The organism is Pseudacidovorax sp. 1753, from assembly GCF_040544975.1.
Classification (GTDB): Bacteria; Pseudomonadota; Gammaproteobacteria; order Burkholderiales; family Burkholderiaceae_C; genus Xenophilus.
Genome location: NZ_JBEPKY010000005.1, coordinates 233625 through 250457, shown reverse-complemented (window position 1 = coordinate 250457; position 16833 = coordinate 233625). Strand labels below are relative to the sequence as shown.

General features: G+C 70.9%; 14 protein-coding genes. 4 read left to right on the top strand and 10 right to left on the bottom strand.

Annotation, left to right across the window (positions count from 1 at the left end; all coding sequences use genetic code 11):
• Window positions 1–91 precede the first annotated feature (91 nt).
• Both ABIC63_RS08325 and ABIC63_RS08315 read right to left on the bottom strand, forming a co-directional pair.
• Window positions 92–577, bottom strand: coding sequence for a DUF3606 domain-containing protein (locus ABIC63_RS08325; RefSeq protein ID WP_354319436.1), 486 nt, complete (start codon window positions 575–577; stop codon window positions 92–94).
• Window positions 578–684: 107 nt separating this feature from the next.
• Window positions 685–2229, bottom strand: a complete 1545-nt coding sequence (locus ABIC63_RS08315) for an acyl-CoA synthetase (RefSeq protein WP_354319398.1) — start codon at window positions 2227–2229, stop codon at window positions 685–687.
• Between the two features lie 201 nt (window positions 2230–2430).
• Here ABIC63_RS08315 and ABIC63_RS08310 point away from each other — a divergent pair, with 201 nt between their 5' ends.
• On the top strand, window positions 2431–3588 hold the full coding sequence (locus ABIC63_RS08310) for an acyl-CoA dehydrogenase family protein (protein ID WP_354319397.1): 1158 nt from the start codon (window positions 2431–2433) through the stop codon (window positions 3586–3588).
• Between the two features lie 49 nt (window positions 3589–3637).
• Here the strand turns inward: ABIC63_RS08310 and ABIC63_RS08305 are convergent, their stop codons facing one another.
• Window positions 3638–4606, bottom strand: coding sequence for a Bug family tripartite tricarboxylate transporter substrate binding protein (locus ABIC63_RS08305; protein WP_354319396.1), 969 nt, complete (start codon window positions 4604–4606; stop codon window positions 3638–3640).
• Window positions 4607–4779: 173 nt separating this feature from the next.
• Here ABIC63_RS08305 and ABIC63_RS08300 point away from each other — a divergent pair, with 173 nt between their 5' ends.
• The 3 genes from ABIC63_RS08300 to ABIC63_RS08290 all read left to right on the top strand — a co-directional run bounded on the left by ABIC63_RS08300 (window position 4780) and on the right by ABIC63_RS08290 (window position 7859).
• The gene (locus ABIC63_RS08300; RefSeq protein ID WP_354319395.1) at window positions 4780–5754 is read left to right on the top strand and encodes an NADPH:quinone oxidoreductase family protein; all 975 of its coding nucleotides are present in this window, start codon (window positions 4780–4782) and stop codon (window positions 5752–5754) included.
• An 11-nt stretch (window positions 5755–5765) separates the two neighbouring features.
• On the top strand, window positions 5766–6536 hold the full coding sequence (locus ABIC63_RS08295; protein WP_354319394.1) for an enoyl-CoA hydratase-related protein: 771 nt from the start codon (window positions 5766–5768) through the stop codon (window positions 6534–6536).
• Window positions 6537–6725: 189 nt separating this feature from the next.
• Complete coding sequence (locus ABIC63_RS08290; protein ID WP_354319393.1) at window positions 6726–7859, top strand: CaiB/BaiF CoA transferase family protein; 1134 nt, start codon at window positions 6726–6728, stop codon at window positions 7857–7859.
• 74 nt (window positions 7860–7933) lie between these two features.
• On the opposite strand, the gene ABIC63_RS08285 is transcribed toward ABIC63_RS08290, so the two are convergent.
• The 7 genes from ABIC63_RS08285 to ABIC63_RS08255 form a co-directional block, all read right to left on the bottom strand.
• Window positions 7934–8980 (bottom strand): phosphotransferase family protein, encoded by a 1047-nt coding sequence (locus tag ABIC63_RS08285; protein ID WP_354319392.1) that lies wholly within the window; start codon window positions 8978–8980, stop codon window positions 7934–7936.
• 20 nt (window positions 8981–9000) lie between these two features.
• Complete coding sequence (locus ABIC63_RS08280; protein WP_354319391.1) at window positions 9001–10278, bottom strand: acyl-CoA dehydrogenase family protein; 1278 nt, start codon at window positions 10276–10278, stop codon at window positions 9001–9003.
• Window positions 10279–10298: 20 nt separating this feature from the next.
• Window positions 10299–11087 carry an SDR family NAD(P)-dependent oxidoreductase gene (locus ABIC63_RS08275; protein ID WP_354319390.1) on the bottom strand — a complete coding sequence of 263 codons (789 nt, stop codon included), beginning with the start codon at window positions 11085–11087 and terminating at the stop codon, window positions 10299–10301.
• Window positions 11084–13246, bottom strand: a complete 2163-nt coding sequence (locus tag ABIC63_RS08270) for a 3-hydroxyacyl-CoA dehydrogenase NAD-binding domain-containing protein (protein ID WP_354319389.1) — start codon at window positions 13244–13246, stop codon at window positions 11084–11086. The genes ABIC63_RS08275 and ABIC63_RS08270 overlap by 4 nt, the downstream gene beginning before the upstream one ends.
• Window positions 13247–13256: 10 nt before the next feature.
• The gene (locus ABIC63_RS08265; RefSeq protein ID WP_354319388.1) at window positions 13257–14465 is read right to left on the bottom strand and encodes an acetyl-CoA C-acetyltransferase; all 1209 of its coding nucleotides are present in this window, start codon (window positions 14463–14465) and stop codon (window positions 13257–13259) included.
• A gap of 115 nt (window positions 14466–14580) precedes the next feature.
• On the bottom strand, window positions 14581–15585 hold the full coding sequence (locus ABIC63_RS08260; protein WP_354319430.1) for an NAD(P)H-dependent flavin oxidoreductase: 1005 nt from the start codon (window positions 15583–15585) through the stop codon (window positions 14581–14583).
• 98 nt (window positions 15586–15683) lie between these two features.
• Window positions 15684–16826 carry an epoxide hydrolase family protein gene (locus ABIC63_RS08255; RefSeq protein WP_354319387.1) on the bottom strand — a complete coding sequence of 381 codons (1143 nt, stop codon included), beginning with the start codon at window positions 16824–16826 and terminating at the stop codon, window positions 15684–15686.
• Between the last annotated feature and the right edge of the window lie 7 nt (window positions 16827–16833).

Genomic DNA, 16833 nt, shown 5'->3' with positions numbered 1-16833 from the left:
ACCGGGGATCTGAAGTCAGGAACGGGTGGCTTGTCTTGCGCCTGGGCCGCGCGGGCACGGTGGGTTTCAGACTCGGGCGAGGCAGAAGACGTCAGCCGCAGCCCAGCTGATCCTGGACGGCGCGGCCGCAGAGGCCCGCATGCTCGACGGAGCGGGCGAGGTGCGATTCGTCCACCCCCAGCTCCTGGGCGAAGTGCCGCATCTCGAAGCGATCGTTGACGTTGATGTCCGACCGCGCGATGCGGCGCAGGGCAAAGGGCTCTTCGGCAAGATACTTTTCCATGCAATGCATGACCGGCTCCCGGACGTTCGTGATGGTGATCGAGTGCCACACATGATCCGGGTTCGGCGTTGCCGGGCCGTTGCGGACGGCGGCTGAACCCCGTGAAGTCCGCCGCCTACGCGCAGTGCAGGCGGCCATCCCGCGACCGCAGCCCTCTCGATGCCCGGCTTGGCGCCTGGTCATGCGGTCGATGGTGCGGAAGACCTCGTCCAGGTCGGCGGCTTTTTTTCCGCCCAGGCGCTGGGTCGTCGAGCGCACCCACGCTTGGCTGGAGCGCGGGCGCCGCATGGTCATGCCCCATGACCGCTCCGCAAAAAACGCCACTGCCTGGGCCTGGCTGGCCCAGTCTCGTATGCTCTGGCGTAGGTTGGCGAGCCATGTTTGATTTTGTCTAGACGCTGTCAGACGAGGCGGCTGTCGCGGCCGGCCCAGTAGCGGTCGCGCAGCAGCCGCTTGTAGAGCTTGCCGTTGTCCTGGCGCGGCATCCGGACCTCGAAGTCGATACTGCGCGGGCACTTGATGGCCGCCAGCCGCGAACGGCAATAGGCCAGCAGTTCGGACTCCAGCGCCGGCCCCGCCTCTGCCATGTCCACCGGCTGCACCACGGCCTTCACTTCCTCGCCGAAGTCGGGATTGGGCACACCGAACACGGCCACGTCCGCCACCTTGGGGTGCAGCGTCAGCACACCCTCGGCCTCCTGCGGATAGATGTTCACCCCACCCGAAATGATCATGTAGGCCTTGCGGTCGGTGAGGTAGAGATAGCCCTCCTCGTCCAGATAGCCCACGTCGCCCAGGGTGGACCAGCCCTGCGCATTGAACACGCCCTCGGTCTTGCCGGGATCGTTGTGGTAGGTGAACCGGCGGCTCCCCTCGAAGTAGATGGTGCCCGGCTCGCCCGGCGGCATGAGCCGGCCGTCGTCGCCCACGATCCGGATCGTGTTGAGCAGGGCCTTGCCCACCGAGCCCCGGTGCGCCAGCCATTCCGCAGCGGTGATGAAGGTGCAGCCCGAGCCCTCCGAACCGCTGTACTGCTCGACGACGATGGGACCCCACCAGTCGATCATCTGCTGCTTGACGTCCACCGGGCAAGGCGCGGCTGCATGCAGCGCGCTGCGCAGCGAGGACACGTCGTAGCGCGCCCGCACCTCCGGTGGCAGCTTGAGCATGCGCACGAACATGGTCGGCACCACCTGCGTGTGCGTGACGCGGAACTTCTGCACGGCGGAAAGGAAGCCCTCGGGGTCGAACCTGTCCATCACCACCACGGTGCCGCCCATGCGCTGCACGGCCGTCGAAAAGCCCAGTGGCGCCGCGTGATAGAGCGGCGCCGGCGAGAGGTAAACGGTGTCGTCGTCGAACCCGAGGGTGCGCGCGAACATCGCCATGATGGGCACCATCGCGTCGATCGGGCTGTTGGCGAAGGGCACCTTGATGCCCTTGGGCTGGCCCGTGGTGCCCGAGGAGTAGAGCATGTTGTGTCCGCCCACCTCGTCGGGGATCGGCGTGTCGGGCCGGGCGCCGGCTGCCTCTTCCCACAGCACGAAGCGACCGGCGGCCGCATCCACGGCCAGCCAGTGCGCAACGCCAGGGCACAGCGCCGGCAGCTCCTGCGCGACCGCCCGCATGGCGGCCGAGGACACCAGCGCCACGGCGCCGCAATCGTTGACGATGTAGGCCGCCTCGGGCGCGCTCAGGTGCGTGCTGATGGGGGTGAAATACAGCCCTGCGCTCATCGCGGCCCAGTAGACCTCGTAGAAGCGCAGGTTGTTCTCCATCAGTACCGCAATGTGGTCTCCGGGCCTCAGCCCGAGCGCACGCAGCAGATGGGCACCCTGATTGGCGCGCGCCACCAATGCGCCGTAGCTGAGCGTGATACCGGTGGCAGTCATGACAACCGCCGGCTTATCGGGATGGCGGCTGGCGACGAGACGGGGATGGGTCATGTCGGATCTCGAAGAAGTGCGGTCTCGGCCCGTATGGCTCTGGAGGCTCATATTGATTTGGTTCAACCAATTTATGGTAGCATGATTCATGGCCTGCGGTGCAGGGGGCAAGGCCCCAGCCGGCGCCGATATCCCGCCCGGTGGCCGCCAGCCGGCGGCGCACCCATGCCGCCACCTCGCCCTCGTTCCGGAAATACCGCCATGCACCAGCCCCAGTGGATGAATGCCGAACTCGAATCGCTTCGCGATGCCGCACGGCGCTTCTACGAAACCGAACTGGTGCCGCACGAGCCGCGCTGGTGCGCCCAGCAGCATGTGGACCGCGAGGTCTGGTACAAGGCCGGCGCCGCCGGCCTGCTGTGCCCCGGCATCGCCGAGGCCTACGGCGGTGGCGGCGGCAGCTTCCTGCACGAGGCCGTGATCTTTGCCGAGCAGGCCCGTGCCATCGCCGGCGGCCTGGGCAACTCGCTGCACAGCGGCATCGTGGCCCACTACATCGAGAACTTCGCCAGCGAGGACCAGAAGCGCCGCTGGCTGCCGAAGATGGCCACCGGCGAGCTGGTCGGTGCGCTGGCGATGACCGAGCCGGGCACCGGCAGCGACCTGCAGTCCATCCGTACGCGGGCGCTGCGCGATGGCGATCACTATGTGGTCGACGGGGCCAAGACCTACATCACCAATGGCACCAGCGCCGACCTGATCTGCCTGGTCGCCAAGACCGATCCGTCGCAGGGCGCGCGCGGCGTGTCCATCCTGGTGGTCGAGACCGCGAAGGTGACTGGCCTGCGCCGGGGCCAGCCGCTGCACAAGATCGGCATGCATTCGCAGGACACCTGCGAGCTGTTCTTCGACGGCATGCGCGTGCCCTGCGAGAACCTGCTGGGGCCCGAGGAGGGCCAGGGCTTCCGGCAGCTGATGAAGGAGCTGGCGCGGGAGCGGCTGATCACCGCGCTGATGTCCCTGGCCTGCATGGAGCGCGCCATCGAAGAGACGCTGCGCTTCACCGCCGGCCGGCGGGTGTTCGGCCAGCCGCTGCTGGAGATGCAGAACACCCGCTTCAGGCTGGCGGAATGCGAGACCCAGGCCCACCTGGCGGCCGCCTTCATCGACGACTGCGCCCGCCGCCTCCTGGCCGGCACGCTGTCGCCCGCGACCGCCGCCATGGCCAAGTGGTGGGTCACCGACGCCTGCGGCAAGGTGGTGGACGAATGCCTGCAGCTGCACGGTGGCGCCGGCTACATGACCGAGTACCCCATCGCCCGCCTCTACCAGAACGTGCGGGTGCACCGCATCCTGGCCGGCACCAACGAGATCATGAAGGAGCTGATCGCCCGCGACATGGCCCAGCGCGCGGTCTGACGCCGCGCCGGGCGGGGCCGCGCCGGGGCCCGGCCGGACGGCGCCGACGCTATTGCAGCTGGATCGCGCTCTTGCTCTTGATCCCCGCCCATTCGTCGTAGGCCTTGCGCATCACGGCGGCGAACTGCGTCGGCGTGATGGGCGTGGGCGGCTGCAGGCCGAAGCCTGCGATGCGCTCGCGCACGTCGGGCATCGCACCGGCCCGGCTGAAGGCATCGGCAAGGCGGTCGACCACCGGCTGCGGGGTCTTCGCGGGCGCAAAGACGCCGGCGAAAGATTCGGCCGTCAAGCCGCCGATGCCCAGCTCCTGGAAGGTGGGCAGGTCCGGCAGCGAGGGAATGCGCCGCGCGCCGGTCGTGGCCAGCACACGGATGCGCCCGTCGGCAGCGAACTGCATGGCCGAGTAGCCCGACACCACGCCGGCATCCAGGCGGCCAGCCATCAGGTCGGGCAGGATCGGCGCCTCCCCCTTGTACGGCACGTGGTTCAGGCTGAAGCCGCCAGCGCGCGAGATGATCTCGCCGAAGTAGTGCGAGGTCGAGGCATGGCCGGTGGTGCCGAAGCTCAGCGGCTTGGGGGCTTCCCGCGCACGCTGCATGAATTCGGCCAACGTGCGGGGCCCCTGTCCAGGCACGGCCCAGATGCCCGTGATCTCGTAGCAGCGCGCCACCGGCACGAAGTCGCGGAAGGGGTCGTAGTTCACCTGCGGCAGCAGCAGCGGATTCGTGACCAGCGCCGTCATGTTGAACAGCAGCGTGTAGCCGTCGGCCGGCGCGCGGGCCACGGCCTCGCTGCCGATCATCGAATTGGCACCGGGGCGGTTGTCCACCACGACAGGCTGCCCGAGCAGCCCTTCCACCTTCTGCGCAAACATCCGTGCCACGGCATCGGTCTGCCCGCCTGGCGGGTAGGGCACGATCAACTTGATGGGACGGTCGGGGAAGGCCTGAGCCTGCACACCGGCAGCGAAAGGTGCGATGCCGAGCAGGGCCAGGGTCTGGCGGCGAGAAATGGGCATGGATGTCTCCGTCTTGAGGGGTGGCGAGCGGCCGCGTGCGCCGCGCCCGCCAATGTTTCAAAGCCGGCGCGACACGTCAATAGGTTCAACCATACGATTTATCGGCTAGCATCTTCGGGCCTACCAACCCGAGCTGACTGGCGGCGCCCGTGCCGCCGCGGAGACATCGCCCCATGAGAGCCCTGCAGGTTCCCGGCTACGGCCCCGACGACCGCATCACCCTCCAGACCCTGCCCCCGCCCCTGCCCGCACCCGGCGAGGTGCGCATCCGCGTGCAGGCCTGCGGCATCTCCTACGTCGACCTGCTGCTCGCGCGCGGCGCCTACCAGGTGCGCCCGCCGCCGCCCTTCGTGCCGGGCAGCGAATACAGCGGCATCGTCGATGCCATCGGCGAGGGCACGGACACGCACCTGGCGCCGGGCGACCCGGTCTGCGGCACGCGCCAGGGCGCCTGGGCGGAGTACATCTGCGTGCCCGCTGCACGCGTGCAGCCCCTGCCCCCCGGCATCGACCCGACGCTGGCCGCGGTGGCCAGCGCTTCGGCCTACACCGCGCTGTACGGACTGCGCGAACGCGGGGCGTTGAAGGCCGGCGACACCCTGCTCGTGCTGGGCGCCGCCGGTGCGGTCGGCCATGCGGCGGTGCAGATCGGCCGGGCGCTCGGCGCGCGCGTGCTCGCCCTGGCCTCCAGCGAAGCCAAGCGCGCCGCCGCGCGCGATGCCGGCGCCGACGCGGTGATCGACAGTGGCAGCGACGACTGGAAGGAGGAGGTCAAGCGCCTGGCCGGTCCGCGCGGCGTGGATGTGGTGTTCGACCCCGTGGGAGGCCCGGCCACCGATGCGGCCTTCCGCACCCTGGGCTGGGGCGGGCGGCACCTGATGGTCGGCTTCGCCGGCGGCGAGATCGGCGCCCTCAAGACCAACCTGGCCATCGTCAAGGGCGCTGCCCTGGTGGGGGTGGACGTGCGGCAGTTCGGCGAACGCGAGCCGGCCCGCGCGGCGGCCCTGCTGCGCGAGAGCGTCGGCTGGTTCACCGAAGGCCGGGTGCGGCCCCTGGTCCGGCAGGTGCTGCCGGTCGAACGCTTCGACGAGGCGGCGGCCCTGGCGCAGGAGCGCCAGGGCGTGGGCCGCGTCGTCATCACCTTCTGAGGCGCGTCGCCATGGTCACTTCCGACACGCGCGGCGGCGTCCGCGTCGCCCGCGAGGACGCGCTGCTCTGCATCACGCTAGCCCGCCCGGCCAAGCGCAATGCCGTGGACCGCGCCATGGCCGACGCCCTGGACGCGGCCCTGAACCTGCTTGACGACGATCCCGCCCTGCGCGCAGGCGTGCTCGACGGCGGCCCGTCGGTCTTCTGCGCCGGCAGCGACCTGGCGGCCAAGGGCGACTACGTGACGGCCCGCGGCGGTGAATATGGCCTCATCCGCCGAAGGCGGCGCAAGCCCGTCATCGCCGCCATCGAGGGGCTGGCGCTCGGTGGCGGGCTGGAGATCGCATTGGCCTGCGACATGGTGGTCGCGGCCCGCGATGCGCAGCTCGGCCTGCCCGAGGTCAAGCGTGGTGTGCTGCCCACCTGCGGTGCGCTGTTCCGCCTGCTGCAGACGCTGCCGCCCGCCATCGCGCGCGAGCTGGTGCTGACCGGCCAGCCCATCGACGGGGCCCGCGCCCATGCGCTGGGCCTGGTGAACCGGCTGAGCGAGCCGGGCCAGGCGCAGGCCGATGCGCGTGCACTGGCCGCTCAGATCGCCGCCAATGCACCGCTTTCGGTCCAGGCCAGCCTGGAGGCCATGAACGGCCTTCTGGCCGCCGCCGACGCCGCGGGCTGGCAGGCCACCGAGGCGGCACTCGCACGCATCCGCGGCAGCGAGGACCTGGCCGAAGGCCTGCGCGCCTTCTTCGAGAAGCGGCCGCCCGTCTGGCAGGGCCGCTGAGCGATGCGCTGCGGCGGCCGTCCGCGGCAACGGCGCCATCACGGCTTCGATGGCTTCGCAGCGTCCGTCGACAAGCCGCCGACGGCCATGATAGATTTATTTGGTCCAACCATTAATTCAAACTGACCCGAACTCAGGAGACCCCATGTCCCTCTGCACACCCATCCCCGCCGCCGGAGCGCCCCGCTGATGCCCGGCCCGCTCCACGGCGTACGCGTGATCGAGATCGCCTCGATCGGCCCCGGCCCGCTGGCCGCCATGCTGCTGGCCGACATGGGCGCGGACGTGATCCGCGTCGACCGCCCCGGCCCGGCCGCTGGCGGCATGGTGCCGTCGCACCAGGACATCTCGCGCCGCGGCCGGCGCTCCATCGCGCTGGACATCAAGCAGGAGGCTGCCCGCGAGGTGCTGCTGCGACTGATCGACGGCGCCGACGTGGTGGTGGAGGGCTTCCGCCCCGGCGTGATGGAACGGCTGGGGCTGGGGCCCGACACCTGCCTGGCACGCAACCCGCGGCTGGTCTACGGCCGCATGACCGGCTGGGGCCAGCAGGGGCCCTTGGCCGCGGCGGCGGGCCACGACATCAACTACATCGCCCTTGCGGGCGCGCTGGGCATGATCGGAACGCCCGAGGCACCGGTGGCGCCGCTCAATCTGGTCGGCGACTACGGCGGCGGCACCATGCTGCTGGCCTTCGGCATCGCCTGTGCGCTGTTCGAGGCGCGTGGAAGCGGTCAGGGCCAGGTGGTCGATGCAGCCATGGTCGATGGCGTGTCGCTGCTCATGACGCTGTTCCACAGCATGCAGGCCGCGGGCCGCAGCAAGCCGCGCGGCACCGGCGTGCTGGACGGCGGCAGCCACTTCTACGGCAGCTACCGCTGCGCCGACGGCGGCTGGATCTCGCTGGGCACCATCGAGCCGCAGTTCTACGCCCTGCTGCTGGAGAAGCTGGGCATCGAGGACCCCGCGGCCTGGCCGCAGCACGAGCCCGGCCGCTGGCCGGCGCTGAAAGCCGAGCTGGCGCGCCGGTTCGCCCATAAGACACGCGACGAATGGTGCGCCCTGCTCGAAGGCACGGACGTGTGCTTCGCGCCGGTGCTGGCCCTGGACGAGGTGCCCCGCCATCCGCACCAGGTGGCCCGCGACGCCTTCTACACGCAGGACGGCCTGACGCAGCCGGCGCCGGCGCCGCGCTTCAGCCGCTCGGCGCCCGAACGGCCGCGCCCGCCGGTGTCCGCGGGCACGGACACCGAGGCGATCCTGCGTGAACTCGGCTACGGCGACACGGAGATCGCGGCGCTGCGCGGCGCCGGCGCGGGCTGAAGGGGCGCGGCCCCTCAGGGCTGCGCTTCACGAAGCGTGCGGCACTCGGCCGCTGCGGTTCGGCGCGGGCATCCTCAGCGCTCGATCCATCCGGCGGCACGCAGCAACAGGCCGCATGCCGCCCGGTGCAGCCGCTCGCCGGTGGCCACCGGCGCGAGGCCGGCACAGGCCCGCGCATGCGTGCCCTCCAGCACGATGGCCAGCTTGTAGCAGGCCAGCACGGCATACCAGCGGAAGGCGGCAATGTCGCGCCGGGTGAAGCGGGCGTAGTGCTCGACCAGTTCCTCCTCGCGCGCGAAGCCCTCCCACGGTGCGATGCCGAGCGTGAGGTGGTGCGAGCCATCGGGCCGCGGCCAGGTGGCCAGCAGCCAGCCCAGGTCCAGCAGTGGATCGCCCACGGTGGACATCTCCCAGTCCACCACCGCAGCCAGCTCGCCACTGTCGTGGCGGAACAGGACGTTGGACAGGTGGAAGTCGCCATGCAGCAGCCCCGGCGCCGTGTCCGCAGGCTGATGGGCCTGCAGCCACTGGGCGATGGGCGCCACATCCGGCAGGCCCGCCGGCCCCGGCCAGCCGGCATGGGTGCCGTAGCTTTCGAGCTGACGGCTCCAGCGCTGCACTTGTCGCGTCAGGAAGCCCCGCGGGCGGCCGAAGTCCGCCAGACCCAGGGCCGTGGGCTCGAGGTTGCCCAGCACCGCGATGGCCTCGGCCATGGCCAGGCCCATGCGCCGCCGCAGGTCGGGGCGCGCGGCATGCAGCGGCGGCAGACCGCCGGTGCCGGCATTGAAGCCTTCGACCGCACGCATGACGAAGAAGGCGGTGCCCAGCACCTGCGTGTCGGCGCAGGCGGCGACCAGCGCGGGATGCGGGACGCCGCTGCCCGCCAGCGCGCCGAGCACGCGGGCCTCGCGCAGCATGGCCTGGTCGCTCTCGGGCCGTGGATGCGCGGGCGGCCGGCGCAGCACATAGGCCTGGCCGTCGCGCTCGAAGCGCAGGAGGATGTTCTGTGTGCCGCCGGTCAGCAGCCGGCAACCCTCCAGCGGCCCGCGGCCGACGCCCTGGCCATCGAGCCAGTCCTGGAGCCGATCCAGCGCAACCGGCAGGACTGCGGCGGCATCCACAGCGATGTCGGCGCCCCTGCTCAGAGCGCCTCCCGGAAGCGCTCGCGCGCCTTCTGCGCCAGCGTGGGCAGGTGCTGGCTCGGGAACAGCTCATCGCCCGGCCGGACCTGCGCCAACAGCTCCTTGGCCAGGGTGATCTGGTGCACCTCGGTCGGGCCGTCGGCCAGCCCCATGACGTAGGACGCCAGCAGCTGGTCGAAGAAAGGCATCTCGTTGCTCACACCCAGCGAGCCGTGCACCTGGATGGCCCGCGAGACGATGTCGTGCAGCACCTTCGGCATGGCGGCCTTGACGGCCGAGATGTCCTTGCGCACCTTCTTGTAGTCGTCATGCTTGTCGATCAGCCATGCGGTGCGCATCACGAGCAGGCGGAACTGCTCCAGCTGGATCCACGAATCGGCCACCATGGCCTGCACCAGCTGCTTGTCGGCCAGGGTGCCGCGCCGGCTCGGGCGCGATACCGCCCGCTCGCACATCATGTCCAGCGCCTTGCGGGCCTCGCCGATGGTGCGCATGGCATGGTGGATGCGCCCCCCGCCCAGCCGCGTCTGCGCCACCAGGAAGGCGTCGCCCTGTCCGCCCAGCATGTGGTCCGCCGGCACGCGCAGGTCCTCGAAGGCGAGGTAACCGTGGGCATGGCCCTGCGGCTTGCGGCCGGCCAGGTGCACGTCGCGAACATGGCGCAGGCCCGGGGCGTCCGCCGGCACGATGAAGGCCGACAGCCGCCGGTGCGGCTTGGCCTCCGGGTCGGTGACGGCCAGCGTGATGAAGAAGGCGGCGTAGTTGGAGCTGGAGGCGAACCACTTCTGGCCGTTGAGCACCCAGTCGCCACCCTCGCGCCGGGCGGTGGTGCGGATCAGCGTCGGGTCGGCGCCGCCGTGCGGCTCGGTCATGGCGAAGCTGGAGACGATCTCGTTGGCCAGCAGCGGCTCGAGCCAGCGGCGCTTCTGCGCGGGCGTGCCGTAGTGCGCCAGGATCTCGGCATTGCCGGTATCGGGCGCCTGGCAGCCGAAGACGGTGGGCGCATAGGCCGAGCGCCCGAGGATCTCGTTGAGCAGGGCCAGCTTGACCTGGCCGTAGCCCGGTCCGCCCAGGGCCGGCCCCAGGTGGCAGGCCCACAGGCCGCGAGCCTTGACCTGCGCCTGCAGCGGCCGGACGAGGCGGTTGCGCAGCGGGTCCTGCACCGCATAGGGGCTGACGAGCACATGCTCGAGCGGCTCGACCTCTTCGCGCACGAAGCGGTCCACCCAGTCCAGCCGCTGCTGGAAGTCGGAATCGGTCTCGAAGTCCCAGGCCATCGCGTTCTCTCCTGCTGCTGTCAGGCCGTCAGGCCGCCGTCCACCGCAATGGTGTGGCCCACGACATAGGCCGCGAGCGGCGACGCCAGGAACATCGCCACGGCGGCGATGTCCTGCGGCGTGCCGATGCGCGCGGCGGGTATGCGCTGCAGGGTGGCCTGCAGGCGCTGCGGATTGCGGGTGGTCACGCGCGTGAGCTTGGTGTCCACCAGGCCCGGTGCGATGCCGTTGACGCGGATGCCGTCGGGCGCCAGGGCCACGCCCAGCGTGCGGGTGAGGTTGATCGCCGCCGCCTTGGAGGCGGCATAGGCCGGATTGCCGACGGCCGACCTGTAGCCCGAGACCGAGCTGACGACGACCACGGCGCCGCCCGCCGCCTTGAGCGGCCCGCGCAGATGCATGCAGCAGCCCATCACGCTGTGGAGGTTGACCTCGACCACGCGGCGGAAGGTGTCGAGGTCGAACTCGGCCCGGCCGTATTCGACGATGCCCTGCGACAGCACCAGCACGTCCAGCCGGTCGAAAGGCGGCGTCCAGGCGCCGATGGCCTGCGCATCGCCCACGTCCACCTGCGAGAAGTGCAGGCCCTGCAGGTCGCTGCCCTCCTCGGCCCGGTAGTCCTCGGCGCGCGCACGGGTGCCCCACACATGCACCTGGGCGCCCGCCGCGCGAATGGCCTGCGCGATGCCGTTGCCGATGCCGCTGGTGCCGCCCACCACGAGCACGCGCTGGCCGTCGAAGCGAAGGCCCTGGGCGCCGGGCTGTGTCGATGAGGGGTTCACGCCATGTCGCCCGAGCGGTCCGTTCACTCGAAGCGCTCGTTGCGCTCGGCCTTGCCCAGCAGCAGCGCCGGGGGCTCGAAGCGCTCGCCGTATTTCTGCGCGAGCACCATGGCCCGCTCGGCGAAGGCCCGGGAGCCGACCATGTTGACGAACTGCAGCGTGCCGCCCGTCCAGCGCGGAAAGCCGATGCCCAGGATGGAGCCTATGTTGGCGTCGCGCGCCGTCTCGACCACGCCCTCCTGCATGGCGCGGATCGACTCGATGGCCTGCGCATACAGCAGACGGTCCTGAAGGTCTTCCATCGGCACGTCGACACCGCGCTTGCCGTATTCGGCGACCAGGCCCGGCCACAGCCGCTTGGGCCCGTCCGCCGGATAGTCGTAGAAGCCCCCGCCGCCCGCGCGCCCCGGCCGCTTCAGGCCGTCGACCATGCGCTCGATCACCGCCCACGCCGGATGCTGCGGCAGGGGCTGGCCTTCGGCCGCCAGGTCGGCCGCGGTCTGGCGGCGCATGGACATCGCCAGCGCCATCGAGGTCTCGTCCATCACGGCCAGCGGCCCGACGGGCATGCCCACGGCCAGGGCCGCGTTCTCGATGACCTCGGCCGCCACGCCCTCGGCCAGCATCGCGGCGCCCTCCTTGGTGAACATGCCGAACACGCGGCTGGTGAAGAAGCCGCGCGCATCGTTGACCACGATGGGCGTCTTGCCGATCTGCTGCACGAAGTCCAGCGCCCGCGCCAGCGTCTCGGCCGAGGTCCTGCGGCCCTTGATGACCTCCACCAGCGGCATGCGGTCCACCGGCGAGAAGAAGTGCAGGCCGATGAAGTTCTCCGGCTTTTCGGAGGCTTCGGCCAGTCCGCTGATGGGCAGCGTGGACGTGTTGGAGGCAAAGATGCCGCCAGGGGCGAGCATGGGCTCGGCCTCGCGCGTCACCTGGGCCTTGAGCGGCCGGTTCTCGAACACGGCCTCCACGATCAGCTCGCAGCCCGCCAGGTCGGCCGCATCGCCCGTGGGCGTGATCCGCGCCAGCTGCGCATCGCGCTTCTCGGGCGCCAGGGCGCCCTTGGCGACACGCTTGTCGAGGTTGGCCGCGACGCGCTCCAGGCCCTTGCGGGCCTGCTCGGCCGTCGCGTCCTTGAGCACGGCGGCAATGCCCCGCGCCGCGCACACCTGGGCAATGCCCGACCCCATCAGCCCCGCGCCGAGGATGCCGATGCGGCCGACGGAGTCGACGGGGATGCCGGCGGGCCGCCCCTTGCCGGACTTCACCTCGTTCATCTGGAAGAAGAAGGTGGTGATCAGGTTCTTGGCCACCGGACCGGTGGCCAGGCCGACGAAGTGCCGGCTCTCGATGCGCGTGGCGGTGTCGAAGTCCACCACCGCGCCTTCGACCGCGGCCGACATGATGGCCAGCGGCGCCGGATAGCGCCCACGCGTCTTCTTCATCAGCAGCACCGGTGCCGTCCGCAGGTAGGTCAGCGAGGCCGGCGCGGTGGCCGTGGTGCCGGGCAGGCGCCAGCCCTTGCGGTCCCAGGGCTGCGCCGGGGCGGGGTTGGCCGCGATCCACTGCCGCGCCAGCGCCATCAGCGCGTCGGCATCGGCGGCCACGCCATCGATCAGTTTCAGCGCCTGCGCGCGGGCCGGGTCGAAGGTGGTGCCGTCGACGAGCAGCGGCATCGCCGCCTCGAGCCCGAGCATGCGCACCAGCCGCACCACGCCGCCGCCGCCAGGCAGCAGGCCCAGGCCCGACTCCGGCAATCCCAGCATCAGCCGCGGGTCATCGAGGGCGAAGCGCGCATGGCAGGCCAGGCACAGCTCGAAGCCGCCGCCGAGCGCCGTGCCGTTGATGGCGGCCACCACGGGCCGGCCCAGCGTCTCCAGCCGGCGCAGCACCGCCTTCATGGCTTGCGAGCGCTCGTACAGCGCCGCCTTTTCGTCCGGCCCCACGGCCAGCAGGCTGTTCAGGTCGCCACCGGCGAAGAAGGTCTTCTTGGCCGAGCTGAGGATGACGCCGGTGATGCTGTCGATCTCGGCGGCGACACGGTCCACGGCCGCCGCATAGGCACTGCGGAACACCGTGTTCATGGTGTTGGCCGACTGGCCGGCCATGTCGAAGGTCAGGGTGACGACGCCGCTGGCGTCTTTGTCCCAGCGGATGGCTTCCTGGATGTGGTCCTGGCTCACGGCGATCTCCTCAGACGCGTTCGATGATGGTGGCGATGCCCATGCCGCCGGCGACGCAGGCGGTGACCAGGCCGCGCCGCAGCTGCCGGCGCTCCAGTTCGTCCAGCAGCGTGCCCATCAGCATGCAGCCGGTGGCGCCCAGCGGATGGCCCATGGCGATGGCGCCGCCGTTGACGTTGACCCGGGCCGGGTCCACGTCCATCTCGTCCATGAAGCGCAGCACCACCGACGAGAAGGCCTCGTTGACCTCGATCAGGTCGATGTCGCTCATCGCCAGGCCCGCCTTGCGCAGGGCCATTCGCGTGGCAGGCGCGGGACCGGCCAGCATGAGCGTGGGCTCGGTGCCGAGCGCGGCCACCGACACGATGCGCGCGCGCGGCACCAGGCCCAGCGCGCGACCCTTGTCTTCGCTGCCCACCAGCATCAGCGCGGCACCGTCGACGATGCCCGAGGAGTTGCCGCCCGTGTGCACATGGTCGATGCGGGCGAGTTGCGGGTACTTCATGAGTGCCAGCGCGTCGAAGCCGCCCTGCTCGCCCATGGCCTGGAACGAGGGCTTGAGCGCGCCCAGCTTCTCCAGCGTGGTATCGGGACGGATGGCCTCGTCCTCGGCCAGGATCGTGAGGCCGTTGGCGTCCTTCACCGGCACCAAGGAGCGCGCGAAACGGCCCTCGACACGCGCCTGCGCCGCGCGCTGGTGCGAGGCCAGGGCATAGCGGTCCACGTCTTCCCGGCTACGCCCGTCCAGCGTGGCCAGCAGGTCGGCCGCGACACCCGTGGGCACGGGCTTGAGCTGGAACACCATCTCGGGCTTGGTGTCGCGCGGGCCCGGGGCGCCGCCCATGGAGATGCGCGACATCGACTCCACGCCGCCGGCCACGATCAACGACTCCCAGTCCGAGCGGACCTTGGCGGCGGCGATGTTGATGGCCTCCAGGCCCGAGCCGCAGTAGCGGTCCAGCTGCACCCCGGGCACCTGCAGATCCCAGCCGGCGCGCAGGGCCGCGGTCTTGGCGATGCAGCCGCTCTGCTCGCCATAGGGCATCACGCAGCCGATGAGCGCGTCCTCGACGGCGGCGGTGTCCAGGTCGTTGCGCTGCTGCAGCGCCTGCATCAGGCCGGCCAGCAGGTCGACCGGGTTGACCTCGTGCAGGCTGCCATCGGGACGGCCGCGCCCGCGTGGCGTGCGGATGGCGTCGAAGATCATCGCTTCGTTCATGGGAATCCTCGTAGGGGCTGGATGAAGGGAAAGGCGCGCCGGGCGGGGCGCCGCATCAGAAGGTGCGCACGGATCCGGCAGGGCGGGCGGGCATGGACAAAGGACACTCGGCCTCTCAGGCCGCCAGTGCCGCGGCCGCCGACAAGCGCTCGCGGCAATCGCCGGCCATGCGCGCCAGCAGGTCGGCACATGAGGGGATGTCGTCCACCAGGCCGACCACCTGGCCGGCCCACACCACGCCGTCGTCGACGGCGCCGGATTGCAGCGTGGCGCGTCCGCGCGCGCCGGCCACCAGCGCACGCAGGTCGTCGAAGCTGCAGCCGCCGGGGCGGTTCTCGAGCGCCACCACCTCGTCGCTGACGGCGTTGCGCAGTACGCGGGCGGTGTTGCGCAGCGTGCGGAACATGAGCCGGGTGTCGGTCTCCCGTGCGGCGAGCAGGGCCTGCTTGATGTGCGCATGCACCGGCGCTTCCTGCGTCGCGACGAAGCGGGTGCCCATGTTGATGCCCTCGGCGCCCAGCGCCAGGGCCGCCGCCATGCCGGCGCCGGTGGCGATGCCGCCGGAGGCGATCACGGGAATGCGCAGGGCCCGCACCGCCGCGGGGATGAGCACCAGGCCGGGCACGTCGTCCTCGCCGGGATGGCCCGCGCATTCGAAGCCGTCGATGCTCACCAGGTCCACGCCACGCTTCTCGGCCGCCAGCGCGTGGCGCACCGAGGTGCACTTGTGGATGACCGTGATGCCCGCGCCCTTGAGCCGGTCGAAGACCTCGACCGGCACATTGCCCGCCGTCTCCACCACGCGCACGCCCCGCGCCACGATCACGTCGAAGATGCGCTCATAGGGCGGCGGGTTCATGGTGCGCAGCATGGTCACGTTGACGCCGAAGGGCCGGTCCGTCATGCCGCGGCAGCGCTCGATCTCGCGGTCCAGGTCTTCAGGCGTGGCCTGGGTCAGGGCGCTGAGCGTGCCCAGGCCGCCGGCGTTGCTGACAGCCGAGGCCATCTCGGCCGTTCCGACCCACTGCATGCCACCCTGGATGATCGGCAGCCGGATGCCCAGGGCTGCGGTGACGCGTGTCTTCATGGAAGCATCCCGGTCGTAGGTTTCTTTGTCTATTTTGGTTCAACCATTATCGCTCCGGCCTGCCATGCTGTCGAGAGCCGCGCCGAACCGGCGCGTCGCATGGGTGTCAACGGCGCTCGGTGCGTGCCTTTTCACCGCAGCAGCCGGAAGAAGCCCCGCACTTCCTCCACGAAGAGCGCCGGCTGCTCGAAGGCCGGGAAATGCCCGCCACGCGGCAGCACGTTCCAGTAGCGGATGCAGGGGTACATGTCGGCCATCCACTCCCGGACGGGCGGCACGATCTCCTGTGGGAACACCGAGACGCCCGTGGGCACCTCCACGACGCGGGCCGCGCGGCGCCGGGTGCCGAAGCTCTCCCAGTACAGGCGCGCCGACGAGGTGGCGGTATTGGTGACCCAGTACAGCATCACGTTGTCGAGCAGTTCGTCGCGGCCGAGCACGGATTCGAGCGCCCCGCCGCAGTCGGTCCAGGCTTGAAACTTCTCGAGGATCCAGGCGGCCTGCCCGGCGGGCGAGTCCGCGAGCGCATACCCCAGCGTCTGCGGACGAGTGGACTGCTGGCGCGCATAGCCCATGCCCCAGTCGCGGTACAGCTTGGCGCGCTGCAAGGCTTGAACCTCGGCCTCGGTCGGCGTTGCCGCTGTCCGCGGCCGGCTGCCCATCGACATGGTGATGTGGATGCCGGCGCAATGGGCCGGATCGTGCGCACCCAGCGCGGTGGTGATGGCCGAGCCCCAGTCGCCGCCCTGCGCCGCATAGCGCCCATGGCCCAGGCGTGCCATCAGCTCGGCCCAGGCGGCGGCGATGCGGTCCACACCCCAGCCCACGGTCGTGGGCCGGCCCGAGAAGCCGAAGCCCGGCAACGAGGGACAGACCACGTGGAAAGCGTCGGCCGCATCGCCGCCATGGGCGGCGGGATCGGTGAGCGGCCCGATGACCTTCTGGAACTCGACGATGGAACCCGGCCATCCGTGCGTGAGGATCAAGGGCATGGCCTGCGGGTGCGGCGAGCGCGCGTGCAGGAAGTGGATGTCCAGTCCGTCGATCGTCGTCAGGTGCTGGGGAAATCGGTTCAACCGGGCCTCGCGGTCGCGCCAGTCGTATTGCTCGGCCCAGTAGCCGCACAGGGCCTGCACCCAGGCCAGGGGCGCGCCCTGGCCCCAGTCGTCCACCGCCTCGCGATCGGGCCAGCGGGTGCGGCGCAGGCGGGCGCGCAGGTCGTCGATCACGTCGTCGTCGATGGCGATGCGGAAGTCGCGGATGGTGCTGGGCATGATGGGG